This window comes from Streptomyces sp. MGP-P1 (genome assembly GCF_057766565.1).
The window spans coordinates 2761614-2782293 of the sequence record NZ_JBYMEM010000007.1; the positions used below are offsets into that span (position 1 = coordinate 2761614).

Here is a 20680-nt window from a genome sequence, read left to right on the forward strand (position 1 = left end):
GTCACGGGGCCCAGGGCGCGTCCACCGCCCAGGTGGTGTCCTCGGCGAAGGAGGCCGGACTGTCGAAGGGCCTGCCGCCGCCGGGAGTGGCCAGCCACACCTCGGAGTCGATGTGGCGCAGATAGCCGCCGGGCATGTTGGCGCTGGTGAACCGCACCCCGCCGTTCCCGGCGACCGCGCACCAGGTGGCATCCGCCCTGAACAGCGCGGAGTTGTCGTCGGCGTCGCGCCGCACGCGGAACTCCCGGTGGCGAAGGAACTCGCCGGGGTAGTTCCGCGACTCGAAGGAGTAGCAGTTGCCGTTGGCGAGACCGGGGACGATCTTCCAGGTGGCGTCCGCCTTCAGCAGGGCCGAACTCCCGCTGTTCACCAACTCGGTGAGGGCCAGCTCGTCGTAGTGCCGCAGGTGCTTCGTCGTGTGACCGGGCGTGGTGACCCGCAGCGACCTGTTCTGCCCGGTGGGGAGGTTCACCGGGGGTGCGGGGTTCCGGGACGCCTGGATCAGGGCCTGGTTGGCGGCCCTGACCCGGGCGGTGTCGACCTTGACCACCTGGCGGTCGTACGTCAGCAGTCCGTTCGCCTCGTTCTCGACGTCGGTGATCTCCGTGTAGACCGACGCGGAGAGCCCGGCCGGGAGTTGGCCGACGCGGATGGCGTCGAGGAGTCCGACGAACCGGTTGTCGAGGGCCGCGATGCTCGGCTGGTCCTCGTAGCTGAAGCCGCCGCCCGGGTACCACTCGTGACCGGGCACCTTGTAGCCGAGCCCGCCGAACTCGCCCAGCACGGCGGCCCGGGTGGCGCTCGGCGCGGTGTTGCCGGGGCCGACGTAGATGTGGTTGTCGATCACGTCGCCGTTGCCGCCGTCGACCGAGCCGCAGCAGTTGACCCCGCTCATGTTGTTGACCAGGCGCGAGGGATCCTGTGCCTTGACCTCGTCGGCGATCCGGGCCTGGTCGTACTGGCCCCAGCCCTCGTTCTGGTTGACCCACATCACCACCGACGGCGAGCTGCGGTGCTGGTCGATGATGTTGCGGTACTCCGCCTCCCACTGGGTGCGCGCGGGCCCGTCCGGCACCTTGCCGGTGTCCATCGACGGCATGTCCTGCCACACCAGCAGCCCCAGCCTGTCCGCCCAGTAGAACCACCGTTGCGGCTCCACCTTGATGTGCTTGCGGACCATGTTGAAGCCGAGGTCCTTGTGGGCCTGGAGGTCGTACTTCAGCGCCTCGTCGCTCGGCGCGGTGTAGATGCCGTCCGGCCAGTACCCCTGGTCCAGGGTGCCGGTCTGGAACACGAACTTCCCGTTGAGCAACGGCCGCAGGATGCCGTCCACCTTCGCCAGGCCCACGGACCGCATACCGGTGTAGCCGCCCACGGTGTCGCCGACGGCCGAGCCGTCGAGGAGATCCGCCCTCACGTCGTACAGGAACGGGTCCTCGGGCGTCCACAGACGGGGGTCAGGCACGGGTACGGAGATCTCCCCGGCCACCGCGCCGGTGGCCGTGCCCACCACCGTACCGCCGGTGGAGACGGTGATCCGGGCGCTCCGGCCCGCCGCGCCCGCCGTCTGGACCCTCACCCGCAGGGTGCTGTTCCCCAGGTTCGGCGTCATGTCGAGGCGGGTGATGTGCGCGGAGGCCACTGGTTCCAGCCAGACCGTCTGCCAGATGCCGGACGCCGCGGTGTAGAAGATCCCGCCGCCCGGATGCGGCTTCACGTCGTTGATCCGCTGCTTGCCGACCGCCTGGCCGCCGGTCTGGCTCGGGTCGTACACGGAGACCACGACGGTGTTCGTACCCCCGTTGAGCTGCGGGGTGATGTCGTACGCGAAGGAGTCGAAGCCACCCTTGTGCGCCCCGACCTGGGTGCCGTTGACCCGGACGGTGGTCTGCCAGTCGGAGGCGCCGAAGTGCAGCTTGACCCGGCGCCCGTCCCAGTTCGCGGGGACGGTGAAGGTCCGCTTGTACCAGAGCTTGTCCATCTCGGTGATGCGGCGCTGGATGCCGGAGAGCGCGGACTCGGCGACGAACGGGACCCGGATCTGCTCCGGGAAGGCCGCCGGCTGCCCGGCGTCACGGCCGGTGACCGCGGAAGTCCCAGATGCCGTTGAGGTTCGTCCAGTCCGGGCGGGTCAGCTGCGGGCGCGGATACTCCGGCAGCGGCTTGTCGACGGGGACCTGGTTCGTCCACGGCGTCGTCATGGGCGTCGGCTTCGGCTCCCAGGCCGCGGGCGCGGCCGTCGCCGGGGACGTGCCGGTCCCCACGAGGGCGGTGGTCACCAGGGCGAGCAGGCCGGTGGTGGCCGTTAACCTCCGCCACCAGGTGCGATGGCGAGGTGCGGGTGCTGGTCGCATGCGGAACATCCCTTTCTACGGTCGTACAGGGACGACTCCCCGCGCCGGAGCGGCGCGGGGAGCGGTGGGGGAAGGGAGAGCTGTCAGAGGAGCCGCCACAGATGGTCGGCCGTTCCGTTGTCGTCGTACTGGACGACATGGGCGCTGTCGGCCGTGGACATCCCGTCCACGCCCAGCACCTTGGCGGAGTTCCGGTTGCGGACGCGGTACCAGCCGTCGCCGTCCGGGACGAGCTGCCAGAGGTGGTCGGCCGTCCCCGTGTCGTCGAACTGCACGACGTGGGCGCTGTTCGCGGTGGACATCAGGTCGACGCCGAGCACCTTGCCGGAGTGCCGGTTGCGGATGCGGTACCAGCCGTCCCCGTTGGCCACCAGCCGCCACAGGTGGTCGGCGGTCCCCGTGTCGCCGAACTGCACGACGTGGGCGCTGTTCGCGGTCGACATGCCGTCCACGCCCAGCACCTTGCCCGAGTGCCGGTTCGCGATCCGGTACCAGCGGTCCGCCAGCCACGGTTCCGCGTCCGGGGCGGCCGTCGGGAACGACGTGATCCGCAGCCGGGCCGCGCCCATCGGCACCAGGGTGACCTCCTCGACCGGCTCGGTCGAGCGCGCCGGACTCGCCTGGAGCGGAGCGACCACCCGCTCGTCGTCCGCCGTCCACTCGGGGATGCGGCGGGCGCGGGCGGTCATGGTGAGCGGGGTGCCCTCCAGGGTGAACGGGTTGTCGCCGGGGGCCCGTCCCGTGGAGCGGTGGAGCAGGGACGCGGCGGGGCGGGCGGTGTCCAGGACGAGGCCGTAGTTCCAGGGGCTCGTGGCGTGGACCGCGTACTCCGGGAAGGCGTCGCTGCCGCCGATCCGCTCGTACCTCTCACCGATCCGCAGTGAGTACGTGAGCGGCCCGTGGTCCACGCTGACCGAGCCGTGGTTCTGTGCCCAGGTGCGTACGGCGGTCCGCTGCGGCAGCCGCAGGGTGACCTTGTCGCCGCTCGACCAGGTCCGGTCGAGCCGGGTGAAGGCGGGTCCGGCGGGGGCGGCGACCCGCTGCCCGTTGACCCGGACCTCCGGGTCCGCGCACCAGGCCGGGACGCGCAGGACCAGCGGGAAGCGCAGCGGCTTCGGCGAGGTCAGGGTGAGCTCGACCGTGTCGGTGAAGGGGTAGCCGGTCTCCTCGGTGAAGGTCACCTCCGTGCCGTCCGCGACCTTGGCCCTCACCTCGCTCGGCGCGTACATCGCCGCCGCGAGCCCGCCGTCCGGGGTGGCGAGCCACAGCTCCTCGGTGAAGTAGGGCCAGCCCATGCCGTAGTTGTGCGGACAGCAGCGGTACTGGTCGACGCCCGGCAGATACGCCAGCATCGCGAAGCCGTTCTGGAACTGGCGGTCCCGCTTGGGCGCGTTGTCCAGGTCCACGCTGTTGGCGCAGGTGATGTAGTGCACCGCCCTGCCCGACGGATCGAGGGACGCCGGAAGGGAGTTGAACGCCAGTTCCTCGCAGCGGTCCGCCCACAGCGGGTCCCCGGTGATCCGGGTGAGCAGCTGGTGGCTCGCCATGAACTCGACGATGCCGCAGGTCTCGAAGCCCTGGCGGGGGTCGCCGTGGCCCGGCCGGGCGTTCTCGTCGCCGGCGAAGCCGCCGCCGGGGAACTGCCCGTAGGCGTCCATGGCCTTCGCGTACGTGCCGTAGGTGTTCCGGGTGTCGGTGGCAGAGCCGCTGCGCAGCGCGAACTGGGCGGGCTCCCGGAAGCCCTGCGCGATGTTGACGTTGTGCGGGTTGACCAGGTTGTCGCCCCAGTCCGCCCCGTACCGGTGGATCTTGTCGACGAGGTCCAGGAGGAACGCGTCGCCGGTGCGGTTGTAGAGCCACATGACGCTGTCGAGGCCGTCGCCCCAGCGCAGGGCGATCCAACTGGTGTCGAAGGCCCCCGGGCCCTGGGCGTTCATGTAGCGGAAGAAGCGGCTGAGGAAGGGGATGATCCGGGTGTCGCCGCTGTACTCCTGCCAGGAGCGCAGGGCCTGGATCAGGGGGAGGAACGGCCAGAAGTCGGGCCCGCCGTTCAGTGAGGTGCGCAGTGCCTTCGGGCCGAAGAAGCCGTCGGGCTGCCCGGTGGCGAGGATCGCGTCCAGCCAGCGGCGGGTGGTGGTCAGCGCGGCCGCGTCTCCGGTGACGATCGCGAGATCGACGTATCCGCGCAGCCAGTAGGGGACTTCCTCCCAGCCGCCCCGGTCCGGGCGCACCCAACCGGTGGCCGTGAAGTCCAGGAAGTGCGAGAACTCCTCGTACCGGCCGCACAGCCCCTCCAGTTGGAGCTTCAGCTGTCCGGCCAGCCAGCCGCGCGCCTTCACCCTGCCCGGTGGGAGCTTGAGGAACGCGGTGGGGTGCAGTGGGGCGGCGTTGGGGGCGTAGTGGCCGCCCCGGGCGACCGGCATCCGGTGGCGGTCGGGGGTGGCGGCGGTCGCCCACCGGCTCGTCGCGCCGGTGGCGACCGCGGTGGCCACCGCGGTCGTGATGAGCTGCCTGCGGTTCAGGGGCATCGGTGCGGCTCCTGCTCTCGGCCCGGCCGCCAGTGCCGCGGCCGGGCTCGGTGGGGGGACCCGCACGGCTCCGTGGCCGTGCGGAGGGGGCTGCTGTGCGGTGCGCTGTGCGGCTGACATGCGGGGAAGCGGTGAACGGACGCTGCCGGGCGTGTGGTGGGGCCCGGGCGGAGCGGGGCGCGGGGCAGCGGCGGCCGGGCGCACGCCGAAGGCCGCCGTCGCGCGGCGGGGCGGTCGGAGGGCGACCGTTCTTGCAACGTTGAAAATCGAGCGTCCGGCGGTATGACAGCACGGCGTCGGGCGGGTGTCCAGGCCTCGCGCAGCGCTTTGCCGAAGGGTGCTTCCCGGAGTGCGGGTGAGCTCCGGCCGTCCGCCGACACATTCTGAAAACGCATCGGCAACGCTCTTGCCGCCCGTGCCGCACCGCATATATAACGTTGTAAAACGAGTCGCCGACAGGCCGCGCAGACCCTCGCGACCACTGTTCCCGCAGTACGGAGCAGGGGTGCGAGGAATGCGGCGGCAGCGGCCGCAGAGCAGCCGATGCCTCGTCCCGCATGCCCGACCGCACGCCGATCAGCGTGCTGTCAACCCGCCAAGGAGCGTTCCGCGCATGATGATCCAGCGTCGATCCCGTACCCTCGCCGTGGCCTGCGTCCTCGCAGCGACCACGCTGGCCGCCGCCGGCTGCGCCAAGTCGGAGACCTCCAACACCGCGGGCGGCGACAGCAGTCAGGGCGCGCAGGAGGCCAAGACCCCCGATTCCACCTCCGGTTCGGGCTGCAAGCTGACCACCTACGGCGCGCCGAAACTGGACCTCAAGGACGCGGTGGTCGGCTTCTCCCAGTCGGAGAAGGAGGCCAACCCCTTCCGGATCGCCGAGACCCAGTCCATCAAGGACGAGGCGGAGAAGGTCGGCGTCAAGAAGCTCCTCACCACCAACGCCCAGTCCCAGCTGTCCAAGCAGATCAGCGACATCCAGGACATGCTGTCCCAGGGCGCCCAGTTCCTCATCGTCGCCCCGCTCAACTCGGACGGTCTGGAACCCGCGTTGAAGGCCGCAGCCGCCAAGAAGGTCCCCGTCCTCACCATCGACCGCAAGGTCAACTCCACCGCCTGCAAGGACTATGTGGCCTTCCTCGGCTCCGACTTCGTCGAGCAGGGCAAGCGCGCCGCCGACGCGATGATCAAGGTCACCGGCGGCAAGGGCAAGGTCGCCATCCTGCTCGGCGCGTCCGGCAACAACGTCACCACCGACCGCACCAAGGGCTTCGTCGACCAGGTCGAGGCGAAGGCCCCCGGCCTGGAGATCGTCGCCCAGCAGACCGGCGAGTTCGCCCGCGACAAGGGCCAGCAGGTCATGGAGCAGCTCATCCAGTCCAAGCCCGACATCACCGCCGTCTACGCCGAGAACGACGAGATGGGCCTCGGAGCGGTCACCGCGCTGAAGGCGGCCGGCAAGAAGCCCGGCAAGGACGTCAAGATCGTCTCCGTCGACGGCACCCGCAACGCCGTCCAGGCCCTCGTCAACGGCGAGTACAACGCCGTCATCGAGTCCAACCCGCGCTTCGGTCCGCTCGCCTTCGCCACCGCGCAGAAGTTCTACGCCGGTGAGGAGATCCCCGAGAACGTGATCATCACCGACCGCGAGTACGACGAGGCCAACGCCAAGGAATCGCTCGGCGGAGCGTACTGACCCCCTCGACGGCCTGCCGCCGCGACGCCCGGGGCTCCCGGGCGAGCGGCGGCCCGGTCCCATTCCCGTAACACCGGAAGGCCAGGATTCATGGCACCAACCCCAGCGACAACCCAGCACCCGGATGCCCCCGGGGCCGGTGCCGCATCCGTGGCGGACCCCGTCCTCGAAGCCCGCTCGGTGAGCAAGCGGTTCCCGGGCGTCGTCGCCCTGGACGACGTCTCCTTCGCCCTGCGCGCGGGCGAGGTCCACGCGCTCGTCGGCGAGAACGGGGCCGGCAAGTCCACCCTCATCAAGGTGCTCACCGGCGTCTACCGGAGCGATGAGGGCGAGGTGCGCGTGAGCGGCGAACCCGTCCGCTTCGCCCGCCCCTTCGAGGCGCAGCAGGCCGGGATCTCCACCATCTACCAGGAGGTGAACCTCGTCCCGCTGATGAGCGTGGCGCGCAACATCTTCCTGGGCCGGGAACCCAAGAACCGCCTCGGGCTCATCGACTTCGCCCGGATGAACCGCGAGACCACCGAACTCCTCGACGGCTTCGGCGTCCGCGTCGACCCCAAGCGGCCCCTGCACACGCTCGGCATCGGCACCCAGCAGATGGTCGCGCTCGCCCGCGCCGTCTCCGTCCGGGCCCAGGTCGTCATCATGGACGAACCCACCTCTTCGCTGGAGCCCCGCGAGGTCGAGACCCTCTTCCGGGTCATCGAGAACCTGCGCGGCCAGGGCATCGCCGTCCTCTACGTCAGCCACCGCATGGACGAGCTCTACCGCATCTGCGACCGGGTCACCGTCCTGCGCGACGGCCGCCACATCCACACCGGCGAACTGGCCCCGCTGGAACGCATGCAGCTGGTGTCCATGATGCTCGGCCGCGACATGGCCGAGGTCCGGCGCGACGGCCTCACCGGCTTCGCCGCCGAAGGGCACGACGCGGGCCGCACCCCCGTCCTCACCGCCAAGGGCCTCGACCGCCGCCACCAACTGCACGACATATCCGTGGAGTTGTACGCCGGTGAGGTGCTGGGACTCGGCGGACTGCTGGGCTCCGGGCGCAGCGAGACCGCCAAGGCGCTGACCGGCGCGCTGACCCTGGACGGCGGGGAGATCACCGTCGACGGCAAGCGCCTCGGCCGCCCCACCCCGGCCGCCGCCATCCGCGCGGGCATCAGCATGCTCCCCGAGGACCGCAAGGCCGAGGGCATCGTCCCCGGCCTCTCCGTCCGCGAGAACATCGTGCTCGCCGCGATGCCCCGGCTCTCCAGGGGCGGCATCGTCTCCCGAGCCAAGCAGGACCGCATCGTCGGGATCTTCATGAAGCGGCTGCGGATCAAGGCCTCCAGCCCCGAGCAGAAGGTCGGCGAACTCTCCGGCGGCAACCAGCAGAAGGTGCTGCTCGCCCGATGGCTCTGTCTGGAGCCCAAAGTGCTGCTGCTCGACGAGCCCACCCGCGGCATCGACGTCGGCGCCAAGGCCGAGGTGCAGAGCCTGATCGACGAACTCGCCCGCGAGGGCCTCGCCGTACTGCTGATCTCCTCCGACATCGAGGAGCTGATCGAGGGCGCCGACCGCATCGTCGTCCTGCGCGGCGGCGCGGTCGCCGGTGAACTCGCCGGCGACGAGGTGGACGAGAGCCGCCTGCTCGAAGTGCTCGCCGACCACACGCCCGATGCCGGTGGGAAGGCCCCGGCCGCCCAGGAGGACCCCCGATGACCAACCAGGCCACCCTGCCACGGCCCGCCGCGAAGCCACTGGCCCGGCTGCGCGACCCCGCCTGGTACCAGGAGTACGGGGTGTACGCGGCCGTCGCCGTCGTCCTGCTGTTCAACGCGCTGTTCACCGAGCACTTCATGACGGCCGACAACCTGCGCACCCAGCTCGTCCAGGTCGCGCCCATCGTGATCGTCGCGCTCGGCATGGCCCTGGTCATCGGCACCGAGGGCATCGACCTCTCCGTCGGATCCACCATGGCGCTCGCCGCCGCCCTGCTGCCGCTCTACCTCGGCTACGGACTGGTCCCCGCGCTCCTGATCGCCCTGCTCGCCGGAGCGGTGGTCGGCGCGATCAACGGGACGCTCGTCTCGCTCGTCGGGCTGCAACCCATCGTCGCCACGCTCGCCCTGTTCGTCGGCGGCCGGGGCCTCGCCCTCGTCATGGCGGACGGTCAGCTCAAGCAGATCGTCAACCCGGACATCCTCGCGCTCGGCACCGGCTCCTTCCTCGGCATCCCGACGGTCGTCCTCATCGCGGGCGTCCTCGCGCTGGCCGTCGCCTTCCTGGTGCAGCGCACCACCTTCGGCCGCCAGATCGTCGCCATCGGCGGCAACCGCTCGGCCGCGGCGCTCTCCGGGCTGCCCGTCAAGCGCGTCCTGATCGGCGTCTACATCCTGTGCGGGGTGATGGCGGCCCTCGCCGGCATCCTCGCCACCGCCCGGCTCACCGCCAGCGACCCGTCCTCGCTCGGCACCCTCATGGAACTCTCCGCCATCACGGCCGTCGTCGTCGGCGGCACCCCGCTGAACGGCGGCTCCGTCCGGGTGCTCGGCACCGTCGCGGGCGCCCTGCTCATGCAGCTGCTGCGCGCCACCCTCGTCAAGCACGACCTGCCCGACTCCACCGCACAGATCGCCCAGGCGGCCATCATCATCGCCGCCGTCTACGTCGCCCGGGAGCGTAGGTCCCGATGAACAACACCCCACCGGCCACCGTGCCCGCGGCGAAGGCCCCCGCGCCGCTCAAGAGCGCCCCCTCGCGCCCCGAACCCCGCCCCGGACGCTCCACCGGCTCCCGGATCGGCGAACTCCTCCAGCGCCAGGGTGTCCTCGCGGTCCTGCTGACCGTGATCCTCATCGCCTCGTTCGTCTACCCGACGTTCGCGAGCCTCGACAACGCCCGGGGCGTCACCGTCCAGGCCTCGTTCCTCGCGATCGTCGCGCTCGGCATGACCCTGGTCATCATCACCGGCGGTATCGACCTCTCCGTCGGCTCCGTCTTCGCCCTCGGTGGCGTGCTCGCCGCCTGGGCCTCCCAGTGGGGCTTCTTCGCCGCCCTGCTCGTACCCCTGGTGGTCTGCGGCGCGATCGGGCTGGTCAACGGCCTGCTCATCGCCCGCGGGAACATGGCGCCCTTCATCGTCACGCTCGCCACTCTCCTCGCGGCGCGCGGCATGCTGCTCGCCTTCACCGACGAGGGCGCCACCACCTACCTCGTGCCCAAGGACTCCGGCTTCGCCGAGCTCGGCCAGGGCAGCGTCTGGGGCTTCGGCTACCCGATCCTCGTCGCACTCGCCCTCTTCGGGGCGGGCGGACTCCTGCTCCAGCGGACCTCGTTCGGACAGACCCTGTTCGCCGTCGGCGGCAGCAGCGACGCGGCCACCCTCATGGGTTTGCCCGTCGCCCGGACGAAGATCCTCGTCTACACCCTCAGCGGACTGCTCGCCGGACTCGCCGGAGCGCTCAACGCCGCCCGCCTCTCCTCCGGCGTCACCATCGTCGGCGTCGGCATGGAACTCGACGCGATCTCCGCCGTCGTCATCGGCGGCACCCTCCTCATCGGCGGCGCGGGATCCATCAGCGGCACCCTCTGGGGCGTCCTGCTCCTCGCCGTGATCCAGAACCTCATCAACCAGATCGGCTCGCTCAACTCCTCGTACCAGTCGGTGGTCAGCGGCGGCTTCCTTATCGTTGTCGTGGTGGCGCAGCGTTACCTCGCGCGCAGCCGGAGAACGACCTGAACCGTACGTATCCGCAGAACCGTCTGAACCGTACGTATCCGGAGACCACCTGAACCGTACGGATCGGGCCGAGTCGAACCAAGCAACGAGGAGTGCCGTGGGCGTCAGCCTCAAGGACGTAGCTCAACGGGCGGGCGTGTCCATCAAGACCGTGTCGAACGTGGTCAACAACTATCAGCACGTCACCCCGAAGATGCGGGCCAAGGTCCAGCAGGCGATCGACGAGCTCGGCTACCGGCCGAACCTCACCGCCCGCCACCTCCGCAAGGGCCGCACCGGCATCATCGCCCTCGCCGTCCCCGAATTCGGCAACCCGTACTTCGCGGAGCTGGCCGGCGAGGTCGTCGACGCGGCGGCCCGGCACGACTACACCGTCCTGGTCGACCACACTGCGGGCCTCCGGGAGAACGAGCTGCTGGTCTGCCAGGGGTTCCGCTCCCACGTCATCGACGGCCTCATCCTCAGCCCCATCCACCTGGAGACCGAGGACCTGATGGCCCGCACCGAGACCGCGCCGCTGGTGCTGCTCGGCGAGCGCGAGTACGCGGCCCCCTACGACCACATCGCCATCGACAACGTGGCCGCCGCCCGCGAGGCCGTCGCCCACCTCGTCGCCCTCGGCCACCGCCAGATCGCCTTCCTCGGCTCCCGCACCGGCCGGGAACGCCAGCCCGCCCACCTCCGGCTGCGCGGCTGGCGCGAGGAACTGGCCGCCTCCGGCATCGAACCCGACGAGTCCCTCGTCGTCGTCACCGACGGTTACGGGCGCGAGGACGGCGCGGCGGCGATGGCCTCCCTCCTCGACCGGGGCCGGCGGCCCGACGCCGTCTTCGCGTACAACGACATGATCGCGACCGGCGCCATGCGCACCATCACCGAACGTGGCCTCGCCATCCCGGACGACATCGCCGTCGTCGGCTTCGACGACATCGAGGAGAGCAGGTACGGGGCCACCACCCTGACCACCATCGCGCCCGACAAGGCGGCCATCGCCCGGCTCGCCGTCGACAGCCTCGTCGAACGCCTCGCGGGCACCCCCGTCGCCGAACCCCGGCGGCCCCGCCCCGGCTACCGGCTCGTCGTCCGCGAATCCACCACGCCCCGCGAGGCTCCCGGAACGCCCCGCCAGGGCGTGTTTCGAAAGTAGCGCCGTCCGCACCCCCCAAGGAACTCCTCATGCCCACCGTGCACCGCAAACCGTTCGGCCGCGCCCACGGGCAGAGCGAGATCGATCTCTGGACCCTCGACTCCGGCACCGGCGTCCGGGCCGAGATCCTCACCTACGGCGGTGTCCTGCACAGCCTCACCGTGCCGGACACCGCGGGCAGCCCCGGCCCGGTCGTCCGCTCGCTGCCCGCGCTCGACGACTACACCGACAAGAACCCGTACTTCGGGGCCGTCGTCGGCCGGTACGCCAACCGCATCGCCCACGGCCGCTTCACCCTCGACGGGACCACGCACCACATCCCCGCCAACGACCGGGGCCACGCCCTGCACGGAGGGCCCGACGGCTTCCACACCAAGGTCTGGGAGGCCACCGGGGACCGTACCGACACCACCGCCGTCGTCCGGCTCACCCTGCACAGCCCCGACGGCGACATGGGCTTCCCCGGAGCGCTCGACGTCACCGCCACCTACACCCTGGACACCACCGGAACCCTCGCCGTCGACTACCGGGCCGTCACCGACCGGCCCACCGTCGTCAACCTCACCAACCACTCCTATCTCAACCTCGGCGACGACGACATCCTCGGCCACATCCTCCAGGTCGACGCGGACGCCTACCTCCCCATCGACCCCGGCTCCATCCCCGAAGGCCCGCCCGCCCCGGTGGCCGGCACCCCGTTCGACCTCACCACCCCGCAGCAGCTGGGCGGACGACTCGCCCTGACGCACCCCCAACTCGCCCTGGCCGGCGGCTTCGACCACTGCTGGGTCCTGCGCCCCGCCGCCCCCGGGACCCTGCGCCGGGCCGCCCGCCTCGCCGCCCCCGGCGCCCGGCGCTCCCTGGAGCTCTGGACCACCGAGCCCGGCCTCCAGGTCTACACCGCCAACCAGCTCGACGGCGCGTTCACGGATGGCACCGGCCGCCGCCACCGCCGCCACGGATCGCTCTGCCTGGAGACCCAGCACCTGCCGGACTCGCCCAACCGCCCCGGCCACCCCACCACCGTGCTGCGCCCCGGCGAGATCCTGCGCAGCCGCACCGAATGGCGCTTCCCGCACCTGCGGGCGCGGTAGCCGTGCACCGGGGAGGCCGGGCCGGCCGGTCCCGCTACTTCAGGTAAGGCCCCGCCGAGGTCCAGGACGTACACGCGCAGGTTGCCCTTCCCGGGGGCCGGGACGGCGAGGGTGCCTCCGGTGCCGGCCGTCGCGGGTTCCCAGGTGACCACGACCGCGACCCCGTCGGCGACGGCCTTCACGGCCGTGGGCGCGGTGGGCGCCTCGGTGTCCGGTTCCTCGGCGGCGCACGGGTCCTTCGCCGAGGCGGTCACCTTGCGGTCCTTCACCGTAAAGGGATCCGGCAGCACCGTCTCCCCGGAATGGAAGGGCTGGTGCGGGCGTTCGCACGGTCATGACCTTCTCCGTTGACGTGACCGTGCGCGGCTACGAGCTCGACACCCAGGGCCACCTGAACCAGGCCGTCTACCTCCAGTACGCGGAGCACGCGCGCTGGGAGCTGCTTCGGGCCGCCGGGCTGCCCCAGGAGAAGCTGCTGGCCGACGGGATCGGCCCGGTGCAGCTCGAGGTGACGGTCAAGTACCACCGCGAACTGCGCGGCGGCGAGCGGGTGCGCGTCACCTGCCGGTTCGACTACGGCACGGGCAAGACGTTCACGCTGGAGCAGCACATCATCAAGGAGGACGGCACGGTGGCCGCCGAGATCACCGGAGTGGCCGGCGTCCTCGATCTGACCGAACGCCGGCTCGTCCCGGACCCGCGGGGCCGTCTCGCCGCCCTGGCCGGCAACCCCGATCTGCTGACCGGCTGACCGGCCGGCCCGGCCGTTCTCCTCACCGGCCACGACAAGCCGTCGGCCCCCGGGGGGCTCTGGCTCGCGTAAGCCCAGGACGAAGCGGCCGTCCCGCGGCAAGCGCTCGGCCTGTTCCTTCGGGCGGAAGCGGAGACGACAACATTCTGCCGACACGACCTGACGGGCTGCGGCCACCACCGGCTGCGGCTCGTCCGCGGCCGTCTACCACCGGGTCGGGCAGTGGTAGTCAGCCGTGGGCATGGCGGCGTCCAGCGGCTGGACCTGGATATCGCGGCCGTACCAGCCCTCTGCCCTGACCGCGCCTCTGTCTACATCTCCTGGCTGCGCCACGCGGTCGGCGGCTTCACCCACCGCCCAGTCACAGGCGGTGGTCAGCTGGTGCGGTTGTAGATCGCCGTACCGGGGCAGGCGGTCACGCCCGAGCGGGTGGCGCACCCGGTGTACTGGCTGGAGCCGTTCCACCAGGCCCAGCCGCCGATGGTGCGGCCGTTGAGCCAGGTGTACTGGCCGTTGTGGTTGGCGTCGTACGTGCGCAGGCTCCAGTGCACGTGCGCTCCGGTCGCGGCCCCGCCGGCACAGGTGTCGGTGCCGATGGTGCCGAGCAGGGCGCTGCGGGCGATCGATGTTCCGTTGTAATAGGTGGTGTTCCACATGTGGTAGTAGTCCGTCGAGAAGCCGCCGGGGTGGATCACTCTGGTCCAGCCGCCTCCGGCACCGCACATCGAGGTTGCCGTCCCCTCCCGGGACGAGCGGACGCGCCCGTTGGCGTTGCCTCCCGCGAAGTCGAGGCTGCTCCAGTAGCCCGTCGAGCCGGTGTGGGAGTGTGCCCCGCCGGTGAGGGTCATGTAGTAGTCGGGCATCCAGGGAAGCAGCAGTCCGTTGGTGTTCGCAGCGGCGGTCCCCGCCGACGGCGTCTCCTGCCGCGGAGCCGCCTTGCGCTGGGCGTACGCCGTCATGGTCCGCCGCTCCGCCTTGCCGACCAGCGGGGACTTGGCCACGTGATCGGCGAACTCGCGGTCGCCCTCCAGACCCGATACCCATCGCCCGTCCTTGCGGTGAGCGATGTAGAGCCAGCCCTCCGGCTCGCCGTGGTGGGTGCGGGGCGCTTCGACGTACGCGACGCCGCGAGCCCAGTCGGCCGAGACGGTACGGACATCGACGACCACCTTGCGGCCCTCGTCGGCGAGTTTGGCGACGGCCGCCTTCGGGGTGAGGCCCTTGGCGTCGTGGGACCGGGAGAGGACGTCCGTGGAGACGGCGTCCATCAGCGCCTGTCGACCGGTGCCGAGGCGGCCGGCCACCGCGGACGGCATCTTCACCGTGACATCGGGGGAAGGCGACTGGGCGGCGGTTGCCGGAGCCCCGGCAGGTGTTGCGGCCGAGTCGCGGAAGGCCGCCGTCGCCGAGGGCGCGGTGGCGAGCAGGCCGATGGCGGCGAGGGTGGCGACGGTGGTTCTCACGGACAGCTTGGAGAGCACGAGTGGTGTCCCTTCTGGACGAGAGGGGCCTGGCAGGTCGACAGGGTGCGAGAGCGGGGTGGGACGCGCGCGGACACGCCATAGGAGGGGAAGGGCATCGGTGAAATGGCATGTCCGCACCAAAATCTATGCGCGTAGCATACGGGTTTGCCGGTCACCCGGAACAGACCAAGTGGCCATGGAATCAGGCCAGTTGTCGAGCGAACATCAATGGGGGTAGTGATCTGCCTGGGAGGCGGCCGGTCACGTACCTACCGGCACTCGGCTGAAGCCGTGCCGTGCCCGACGCCATGCGTCCCAGCCCGATGCTGATCCCGCGCCGCGGACGCGGTTCGCGGTTGTCGCGGCAGCGACTGACTCGTTGTGGCCACGGCGCCGGGGCGGCTGGCCGGCCTGGACTCCACGACGGCGGCCGAGCCCGCCCAGCGACATATGACGCAAGAGCGCCCGCGCGATTCCATACACGTGTCTGAAGTGGGGATGAGAAGGGGCTGCAAGAGTGCGGTCCACGGCAAGCGGCCGTACGGCCAAAGGAGTTGAGCCCGCCGAGTCGACGCTGCCCGGACCCCGCGGGGCCTGTGCCGACGCGGCGGGGGCGACCGGGCTCACCGCACGGCCCCGCTCCCGCCCCGGCCCAGGGCGTACGGCCGGCGAGGCCGTTGCCGCAACGGGCGCGCTCAGGGACGTTCTCCGGTTGGTTGCCCGAAGGGCATTGACTTCTGCGATGGAGAGGAACACGCGTGACGGATTCGCATCAGGAGGACGTCGTGGCCGGTGAGACGGAGGAGAACAGGACGCGGAAGAACGGCCTGTACGCGGACGTGAGTGCCGAGCTCGCCGAGAACATGAGGCAGGGCTGGGCCGACACCGAGCGCCTCGACGTCGAGCCCATCGCCCAGGCGGCGTACACCGCGAGGCGTCGGGCGGCGCTCTCCGCGCTGTTTCCCGGTGAACTGCTGGTGGTACCGGCCGGCAACCCGAAGGTCCGGGCCAACGACACGGACTACCCGTTCCGGCCGTCCTCCGACTACACGTACCTGACGGGTGATCAGTCCCAGGACTCCGTACTGGTCCTGGAGCCCGGTGTCGACGGTGAGCACCTGGCGGTCGCCTATCTGCGTCCCCGGTCGGACCGCGAGAGCGGGGAGTTCTGGCGCGATTACCACGGTGAGCTCTGGGACGGCCGTCGCAACAGCCTCACCGAGAACGAGCGGCTCCTGGGCCTGCCCTGCCGTGATGTCCGCACGCTGACCGAGCGGCTCGCCGCGGCCACCGGCCCGATCCGTCTGCTGCGCACCTACGACGCCGGGGTCGACGCCGCCCTGGACGACAAGGTGACCGCCGAGCGCGACACCGGATTCCGCGTCGCCCTGTCCGAGATGCGCCTGATCAAGGACGAGTTCGAGATCGCCGACCTGCGTCACGCCTGCCGGGCGACGGCGCGTGGCTTCGAGGACGTGGTGCGCATTCTCGGTACGGACACGCCGACCGCGGAGCGGACCATCGAGGGCACGTTCTGGATGCGCGCGCGGACCGAGGGGAACGATGTGGGCTACGCGTCGGTCTGCGCAGCGGGGCCGCACGCCACGACGCTGCACTGGGTCCGCAACGACGGCGAGGCCCGGCCGGGCGAACTGCTGCTGATCGACGCCGGAGTGGAGAGCCGTCATCTCTACACCGCCGATGTCACCCGCACCCTGCCGGTCGACGGCCGCTTCACGCCGGTCCAGCGCAAGGTGTACGACGCGGTGTACGAGGCGCAGTCGGCCGGCATCGCCGAGGTCGGGCCAGGTGCGAAGTACCGGGACTTCCACCACGCAGCTCAGCGGGTGCTGACCGAGCACCTCGCCTCCTGGGGCCTGTTCGGTGAGCGGTCGGTGGACGAGGCGTACGAACTCGGGCTGTACCGCCGCTGGACGCTGGCCGGCACGGGCCACATGATCGGCCTGGACGTCCACGACTGCGCGAAGGCCCGCACCGAGCTGTACGTGGACGGGACGCTGGAGGCGGGCATGGTGCTCACCGTCGAGCCCGGCCTGTACTTCCAGTCGGACGACCTGACCGTGCCCGAGGAGCTCCGCGGCATCGGCGTGCGGATCGAGGACGATCTCCTGGTCACCGACGAGGGCAACGAGAACCTCTCGGCCGACCTTCCCCGGGCGGCCGGCGAAGTGGAGGCGTGGATGGCCCGGCTTCGCGGCTGACACCGGCAGCCGCGGCCCCCTCGGGCCCGCGGCTCGAACAGGTGCGTTCTCCAGATGGGGTGAGAACGCACCACCACGGAACGGTATGACGAGGAGGCGTGCGATGGAACGGCAGGACGGCCCGAGCGGGGCACGGAGTCACGATCGTCGAGCATCGGCGGCGGTGGCGGAGGTCTTTCGGCAGGGGTGGGCGGACACCACCAGGAGGCTTGCGCCCGTCTCCGGAGCCACGTACGCGGCCCAGCGGCGTGCGGCGGTATCCGAGCGGTTCCCCGGAGAGCGGATCGTCGTCCCGGCGGGCGGGCTCAAGGCCCGCAGCAACGACTTCGACTACGCCTTCCGGCCGCATTCCGCGTACATCCACCTCACGGCCGAGCTGGGGACCGGGGCGGTGCCGGACAGCGTGCTCGTCTTCGAGCCCACCGGCAGCGGGCACGAGGTCACCCTGTTCACCCGGCCCCGGTCGCCGCGCGATGCCGGTCCCTCCGGCGCGGAGTTCTACAGTGACCGGCAGCACGGCGAGTTCTGGGTCGGCCGCCGCCGGACGCTCCGGGAGACCGCCGAAGCCCTCGGCGTCGACGCGGTCGCCCGGGAAGGGCTGGAGCGGGTACTCGGCGGCGGCGTCCCGACCCGGGTGGTGCGCGGCGAGGACGCGCTCGTCGACGCGACTGTCCCACCGTCCGCACCGGCCGACGCCGAGCTGCTCGCCTTCCTGTCGGAATCGCGGCTGGTCAAGGACGCGTGGGAGATCGAGCAACTGCGCGCCGCCGTGGGGCACACGGTCGCCGGTTTCCACGACGTCGTCGGTGAACTGCCCCACGCCACCCGCCTCGCACGCGGGGAGCGGTGGGTGGAGGGCACCTTCAACCGGCGGGCGCGGCTGGAGGGTTACAGCCTGGGGTTCGAGACCATCGCGGCGGCCGGCGCACACGCGTGCGTGCTGCACTGGATGCACAACGACGGCCCGGTCCGGGAGGGGGAGCTGCTCCTGCTGGACGCGGGCGTCGAGGCCGACTCGTTCTACACCGGGGACGTCACCCGGACGTTGCCGGTCGGCGGGCGCTTCACGGATGCGCAGCGCCGCGTCTACGACCTGGTGTTCGCCGCCCAGTCGGCGGGCATCGCCGCCCTGCGGCCCGGCGCACCGTACGGCGCCTTCCACGACGCCGCGACGCGCGTCATCGCCGAGGGGCTCGACGCCTGGGGCCTGCGGCCCGGTGGCGCGGCGATCCCGCACGAGTCCGGCCTCTACCGCCGGTACACCGTATGCGGTACTGGTCACATGCTCGGCCTCGACTGCCACGACTGCGCCGCCGCCCGCAGCGAGACCTACCTGGGCGGTGTGCTGGAGGAGGGGCACGTCCTCACCGTCGAGCCCGGGTTGTACTTCCAGCCCGACGACCTGACGATCCCCGAGGAACTGCGGGGCATCGGCGTGCGGATCGAGGACGACTTCGTCATCACCGCCGACGGCGCGACGTGTCTGTCGTCGGACCTGCCACGCGACGCGGACGCGGTCGAGGCGTGGATGGACGCGTCGCGGTGAGCGCGCGCCGCCCGCTGGTCGACCAGGTCTCCGGAGAGCTGCGGCGGACGGGTGCACGTGCGGTGGCGGTGGTCGGACCCGCCGGATCCGGCGGGTCCGCGGTGCGGGACGCGGTGTGGCAGTCCTCCGGGGGCCCCGTGGCCGAGCTCGGCTCGGCGCCCGCCGACCCACACCTGCCGTACGTACCCCTGGCCGATTCGCTCACCGTGTGCCCGGCGGAGGGGAGCGGCGAACTGCCGGACGTCCAGCGGTAGACGAGCGACTGGGTGCTGTGCCGTGTCGCGGCGCCCCGCGCGATCCCGCGATCCCGCGTGTCACGGCGGGACGGCGGACGCCCGGGAGAGCGTCCGCCGTCGTCGGCCGTATCGCGTGCGCGCCGGTCAGGCGGCGGTGCCCACGACCAGATGGTCGCCGGGGATACCGGCCTTGCCCGGCGCGTAGTAGTCCTTGATCCCGGCGACCCAGGTCTCCACCCGGATCCGGTCCCCGTCGTTCGGCTCGAAGGCGTCGAAAAGCGCGTCGACGTTCGCGGGCTCGAACCCGATGGCCGTCATCAGCGCCATGAACAGCGGGCGCTCGATCAGACCGTCGCCGTCCGGGTCGCCGAGGGCGGCCAGTGCCTCGGCGAACACCCCGACCGTCGCGTCGAACCGCTCCGGCGACAGCACGCAGGCGGTGAACTCCTCGAAGCTGACCTCGCCGTCGCCATCGGCGTCGAGCTCGGTGCGCAGCGTCGTCCAGTACCGCCGGAACGCCGCGCGCATCGCGTCCTGCGCCGCCCGGTCCGAGGCCTGCGCCTCGCGGACGACGCGGTCGGCCATGAGGTCGAAGTCGTCCGCCTCCAGGACGCCGTTGGCGTTGGCGTCGAACAGGGAGAAGACGAGCGTGGCCCGCCTGGTGGCCTCAATGCCCATGAATCCGTCACCTTTCTCCGCATGTCAGGTTCCCTCCGGCCGCGGCCCGGTGCCCGGTCGGCCCACCCACTGTCCGCCGAGGAGCGGCGTCCAGGGCGAAAGCCGTGGTTCTTTCACCTGAAGGACGTAACTGACCTGCGTAAACGTCAAGTTGAGGCAGGCGGAGGGGCTCGCTGGATCCGTGCGCCCCCGGGCCCCTGGGCCCTGTCGTCGAACTCCCGTCGTCGCCCGGAGGGCGGCCCTGGGGGGTCAGGTGCGTGCTCTCGGCGTGCCGGGCTCACGTCCTCGTACTGGGCGTACTCGGGCGTGGGCCCGGTGCGGCGAGAGTGCGTGCATGGCGCCGCGGGGCAGACGGGAGTTCGACGACAGGGCCTAGGCTGATCCGATGCGCACCGCGTCCGCCGTGAGCGGCCCCCGTACGAGACAGGTCCACCTTCCATGACCAGCCAGACCCGGACGCTGCCCGCGTTCGCTCCCGGTTCGGTGGACACCCCCTTCGTCATCGCCGGCTACGACGAGGTCGTCACCCACGACACGCTCTGGGACGCGCACTCCCACCCCTTCCACGAACTGCTCTGGAACGAGCGCGGCTCCTCCACAGCGGTGGTCGGCAGCCGGATCTGGACGATCACCCCGACCCTGGGCCTGTGGATGCCCGCGGGGACCCTGCACGCCGGATCGGCAACCGCCGGAACCTGGTTCCGGGCGAGCTTCTTCGGCTTCCGCACCACCGCGTCGATCTCCGCCACGCCGGTCGCCGTCGAGATCACCCCACTGTTGCGCCTGCTGCTGGAACGGCTCGGCGAACCCGGCCTCCCGGCCGCCTCGCGCGCCGCCACCGAGGCGCTGGTACTCGACGTCCTCGTACCGTCGCCCCGCGAACTGCTCGTGCGGGTCCCGGCCTCCGAACTGCTGCGCCCGATCGCCGAAGCGGTGCGCGAGGATCCGGCCGACCGGCGGACGCTGGCGGACTGGGCGTCCGCCCTCGGTGTCAGCGCCCGCACGGTCACCCGGGCGTTCACCGCCGAGACGGGCACGAGCTTCGTGCGCTGGGTGGCGGCGGTCCGCGCCCAGCACGCCATCGACCTGCTGACCCGGGGATGGGACGTGGAGACCGTGGCCGAACAGGTCGGATACCGCTCGGCGAGCGCGTTCGGCGCCGCCTTCCGACGTACGACGGGACTCACCCCGGGGACCTTCCGGCCGGAATGACCGACCACCCGATCCGGTGTCCG

At 71.3% G+C, this 20680-nt stretch carries 15 protein-coding genes and 1 pseudogene; 12 read left to right on the top strand and 4 right to left on the bottom strand.

The window, feature by feature from the left end; all coding sequences use genetic code 11:
* Position 1: 1 nt before the first annotated feature.
* Both AC3CH1_RS34060 and AC3CH1_RS34065 read right to left on the bottom strand, forming a co-directional pair.
* Positions 2–2354 (bottom strand): annotated as a pseudogene (locus AC3CH1_RS34060) (AbfB domain-containing protein).
* Between the two features lie 83 nt (positions 2355–2437).
* The gene (locus tag AC3CH1_RS34065) at positions 2438–4882 is read right to left on the bottom strand and encodes an RICIN domain-containing protein (protein ID WP_488466399.1); all 2445 of its coding nucleotides are present in this window, start codon (positions 4880–4882) and stop codon (positions 2438–2440) included.
* Positions 4883–5495: 613 nt separating this feature from the next.
* Here AC3CH1_RS34065 and AC3CH1_RS34070 point away from each other — a divergent pair.
* The 8 genes from AC3CH1_RS34070 (at position 5496) to AC3CH1_RS34105 (ending at position 13300) form a co-directional block, all read left to right on the top strand.
* Positions 5496–6578, top strand: coding sequence for an ABC transporter substrate-binding protein (locus AC3CH1_RS34070; RefSeq protein WP_488466400.1), 1083 nt, complete (start codon positions 5496–5498; stop codon positions 6576–6578).
* Positions 6579–6668: 90 nt separating this feature from the next.
* Positions 6669–8288 carry a sugar ABC transporter ATP-binding protein gene (locus AC3CH1_RS34075; RefSeq protein WP_488466401.1) on the top strand — a complete coding sequence of 540 codons (1620 nt, stop codon included), beginning with the start codon at positions 6669–6671 and terminating at the stop codon, positions 8286–8288.
* A complete protein-coding gene (locus tag AC3CH1_RS34080; protein WP_488466402.1) occupies positions 8285–9262 on the top strand; it encodes an ABC transporter permease in 978 nt (325 codons plus the stop codon). Before AC3CH1_RS34075 ends, AC3CH1_RS34080 begins: the two co-directional genes overlap by 4 nt.
* On the top strand, positions 9259–10308 hold the full coding sequence (locus tag AC3CH1_RS34085) for an ABC transporter permease (protein WP_488466403.1): 1050 nt from the start codon (positions 9259–9261) through the stop codon (positions 10306–10308). The genes AC3CH1_RS34080 and AC3CH1_RS34085 overlap by 4 nt, the downstream gene beginning before the upstream one ends.
* A gap of 97 nt (positions 10309–10405) precedes the next feature.
* Entirely contained in the window at positions 10406–11455 is a 1050-nt protein-coding gene (locus tag AC3CH1_RS34090; protein WP_488466404.1) for a LacI family DNA-binding transcriptional regulator, read from the top strand.
* A 29-nt stretch (positions 11456–11484) separates the two neighbouring features.
* Positions 11485–12549 (top strand): aldose epimerase family protein, encoded by a 1065-nt coding sequence (locus tag AC3CH1_RS34095; protein WP_488466405.1) that lies wholly within the window; start codon positions 11485–11487, stop codon positions 12547–12549.
* A gap of 144 nt (positions 12550–12693) precedes the next feature.
* A complete protein-coding gene (locus tag AC3CH1_RS34100) occupies positions 12694–12900 on the top strand; it encodes a hypothetical protein (RefSeq protein WP_488466827.1) in 207 nt (68 codons plus the stop codon).
* Positions 12884–13300, top strand: a complete 417-nt coding sequence (locus AC3CH1_RS34105; protein ID WP_018956674.1) for an acyl-CoA thioesterase — start codon at positions 12884–12886, stop codon at positions 13298–13300. Before AC3CH1_RS34100 ends, AC3CH1_RS34105 begins: the two co-directional genes overlap by 17 nt.
* Positions 13301–13674: 374 nt before the next feature.
* Here the strand turns inward: AC3CH1_RS34105 and AC3CH1_RS34110 are convergent, their stop codons facing one another.
* Positions 13675–14781, bottom strand: coding sequence for a M23 family metallopeptidase (locus AC3CH1_RS34110; protein WP_488466406.1), 1107 nt, complete (start codon positions 14779–14781; stop codon positions 13675–13677).
* Positions 14782–15548: 767 nt separating this feature from the next.
* On the opposite strand from AC3CH1_RS34110, the gene AC3CH1_RS34115 reads away from it, so the two are divergent.
* The 3 genes from AC3CH1_RS34115 (at position 15549) to AC3CH1_RS34125 (ending at position 18785) form a co-directional block, all read left to right on the top strand.
* Positions 15549–16985 carry an aminopeptidase P family protein gene (locus tag AC3CH1_RS34115; RefSeq protein WP_488466807.1) on the top strand — a complete coding sequence of 479 codons (1437 nt, stop codon included), beginning with the start codon at positions 15549–15551 and terminating at the stop codon, positions 16983–16985.
* Between the two features lie 103 nt (positions 16986–17088).
* On the top strand, positions 17089–18531 hold the full coding sequence (locus tag AC3CH1_RS34120; RefSeq protein ID WP_488466407.1) for an aminopeptidase P family protein: 1443 nt from the start codon (positions 17089–17091) through the stop codon (positions 18529–18531).
* On the top strand, positions 18528–18785 hold the full coding sequence (locus AC3CH1_RS34125; RefSeq protein WP_488466408.1) for a hypothetical protein: 258 nt from the start codon (positions 18528–18530) through the stop codon (positions 18783–18785). Before AC3CH1_RS34120 ends, AC3CH1_RS34125 begins: the two co-directional genes overlap by 4 nt.
* A gap of 126 nt (positions 18786–18911) precedes the next feature.
* Here the strand turns inward: AC3CH1_RS34125 and AC3CH1_RS34130 are convergent, their stop codons facing one another.
* The gene (locus tag AC3CH1_RS34130; RefSeq protein ID WP_488466409.1) at positions 18912–19445 is read right to left on the bottom strand and encodes an EF-hand domain-containing protein; all 534 of its coding nucleotides are present in this window, start codon (positions 19443–19445) and stop codon (positions 18912–18914) included.
* A 438-nt stretch (positions 19446–19883) separates the two neighbouring features.
* Between AC3CH1_RS34130 and AC3CH1_RS34135 the strand changes: the two genes are divergently transcribed.
* Entirely contained in the window at positions 19884–20657 is a 774-nt protein-coding gene (locus AC3CH1_RS34135) for a helix-turn-helix transcriptional regulator (RefSeq protein WP_488466410.1), read from the top strand.
* The last annotated feature ends 23 nt before the right edge of the window (positions 20658–20680 follow it).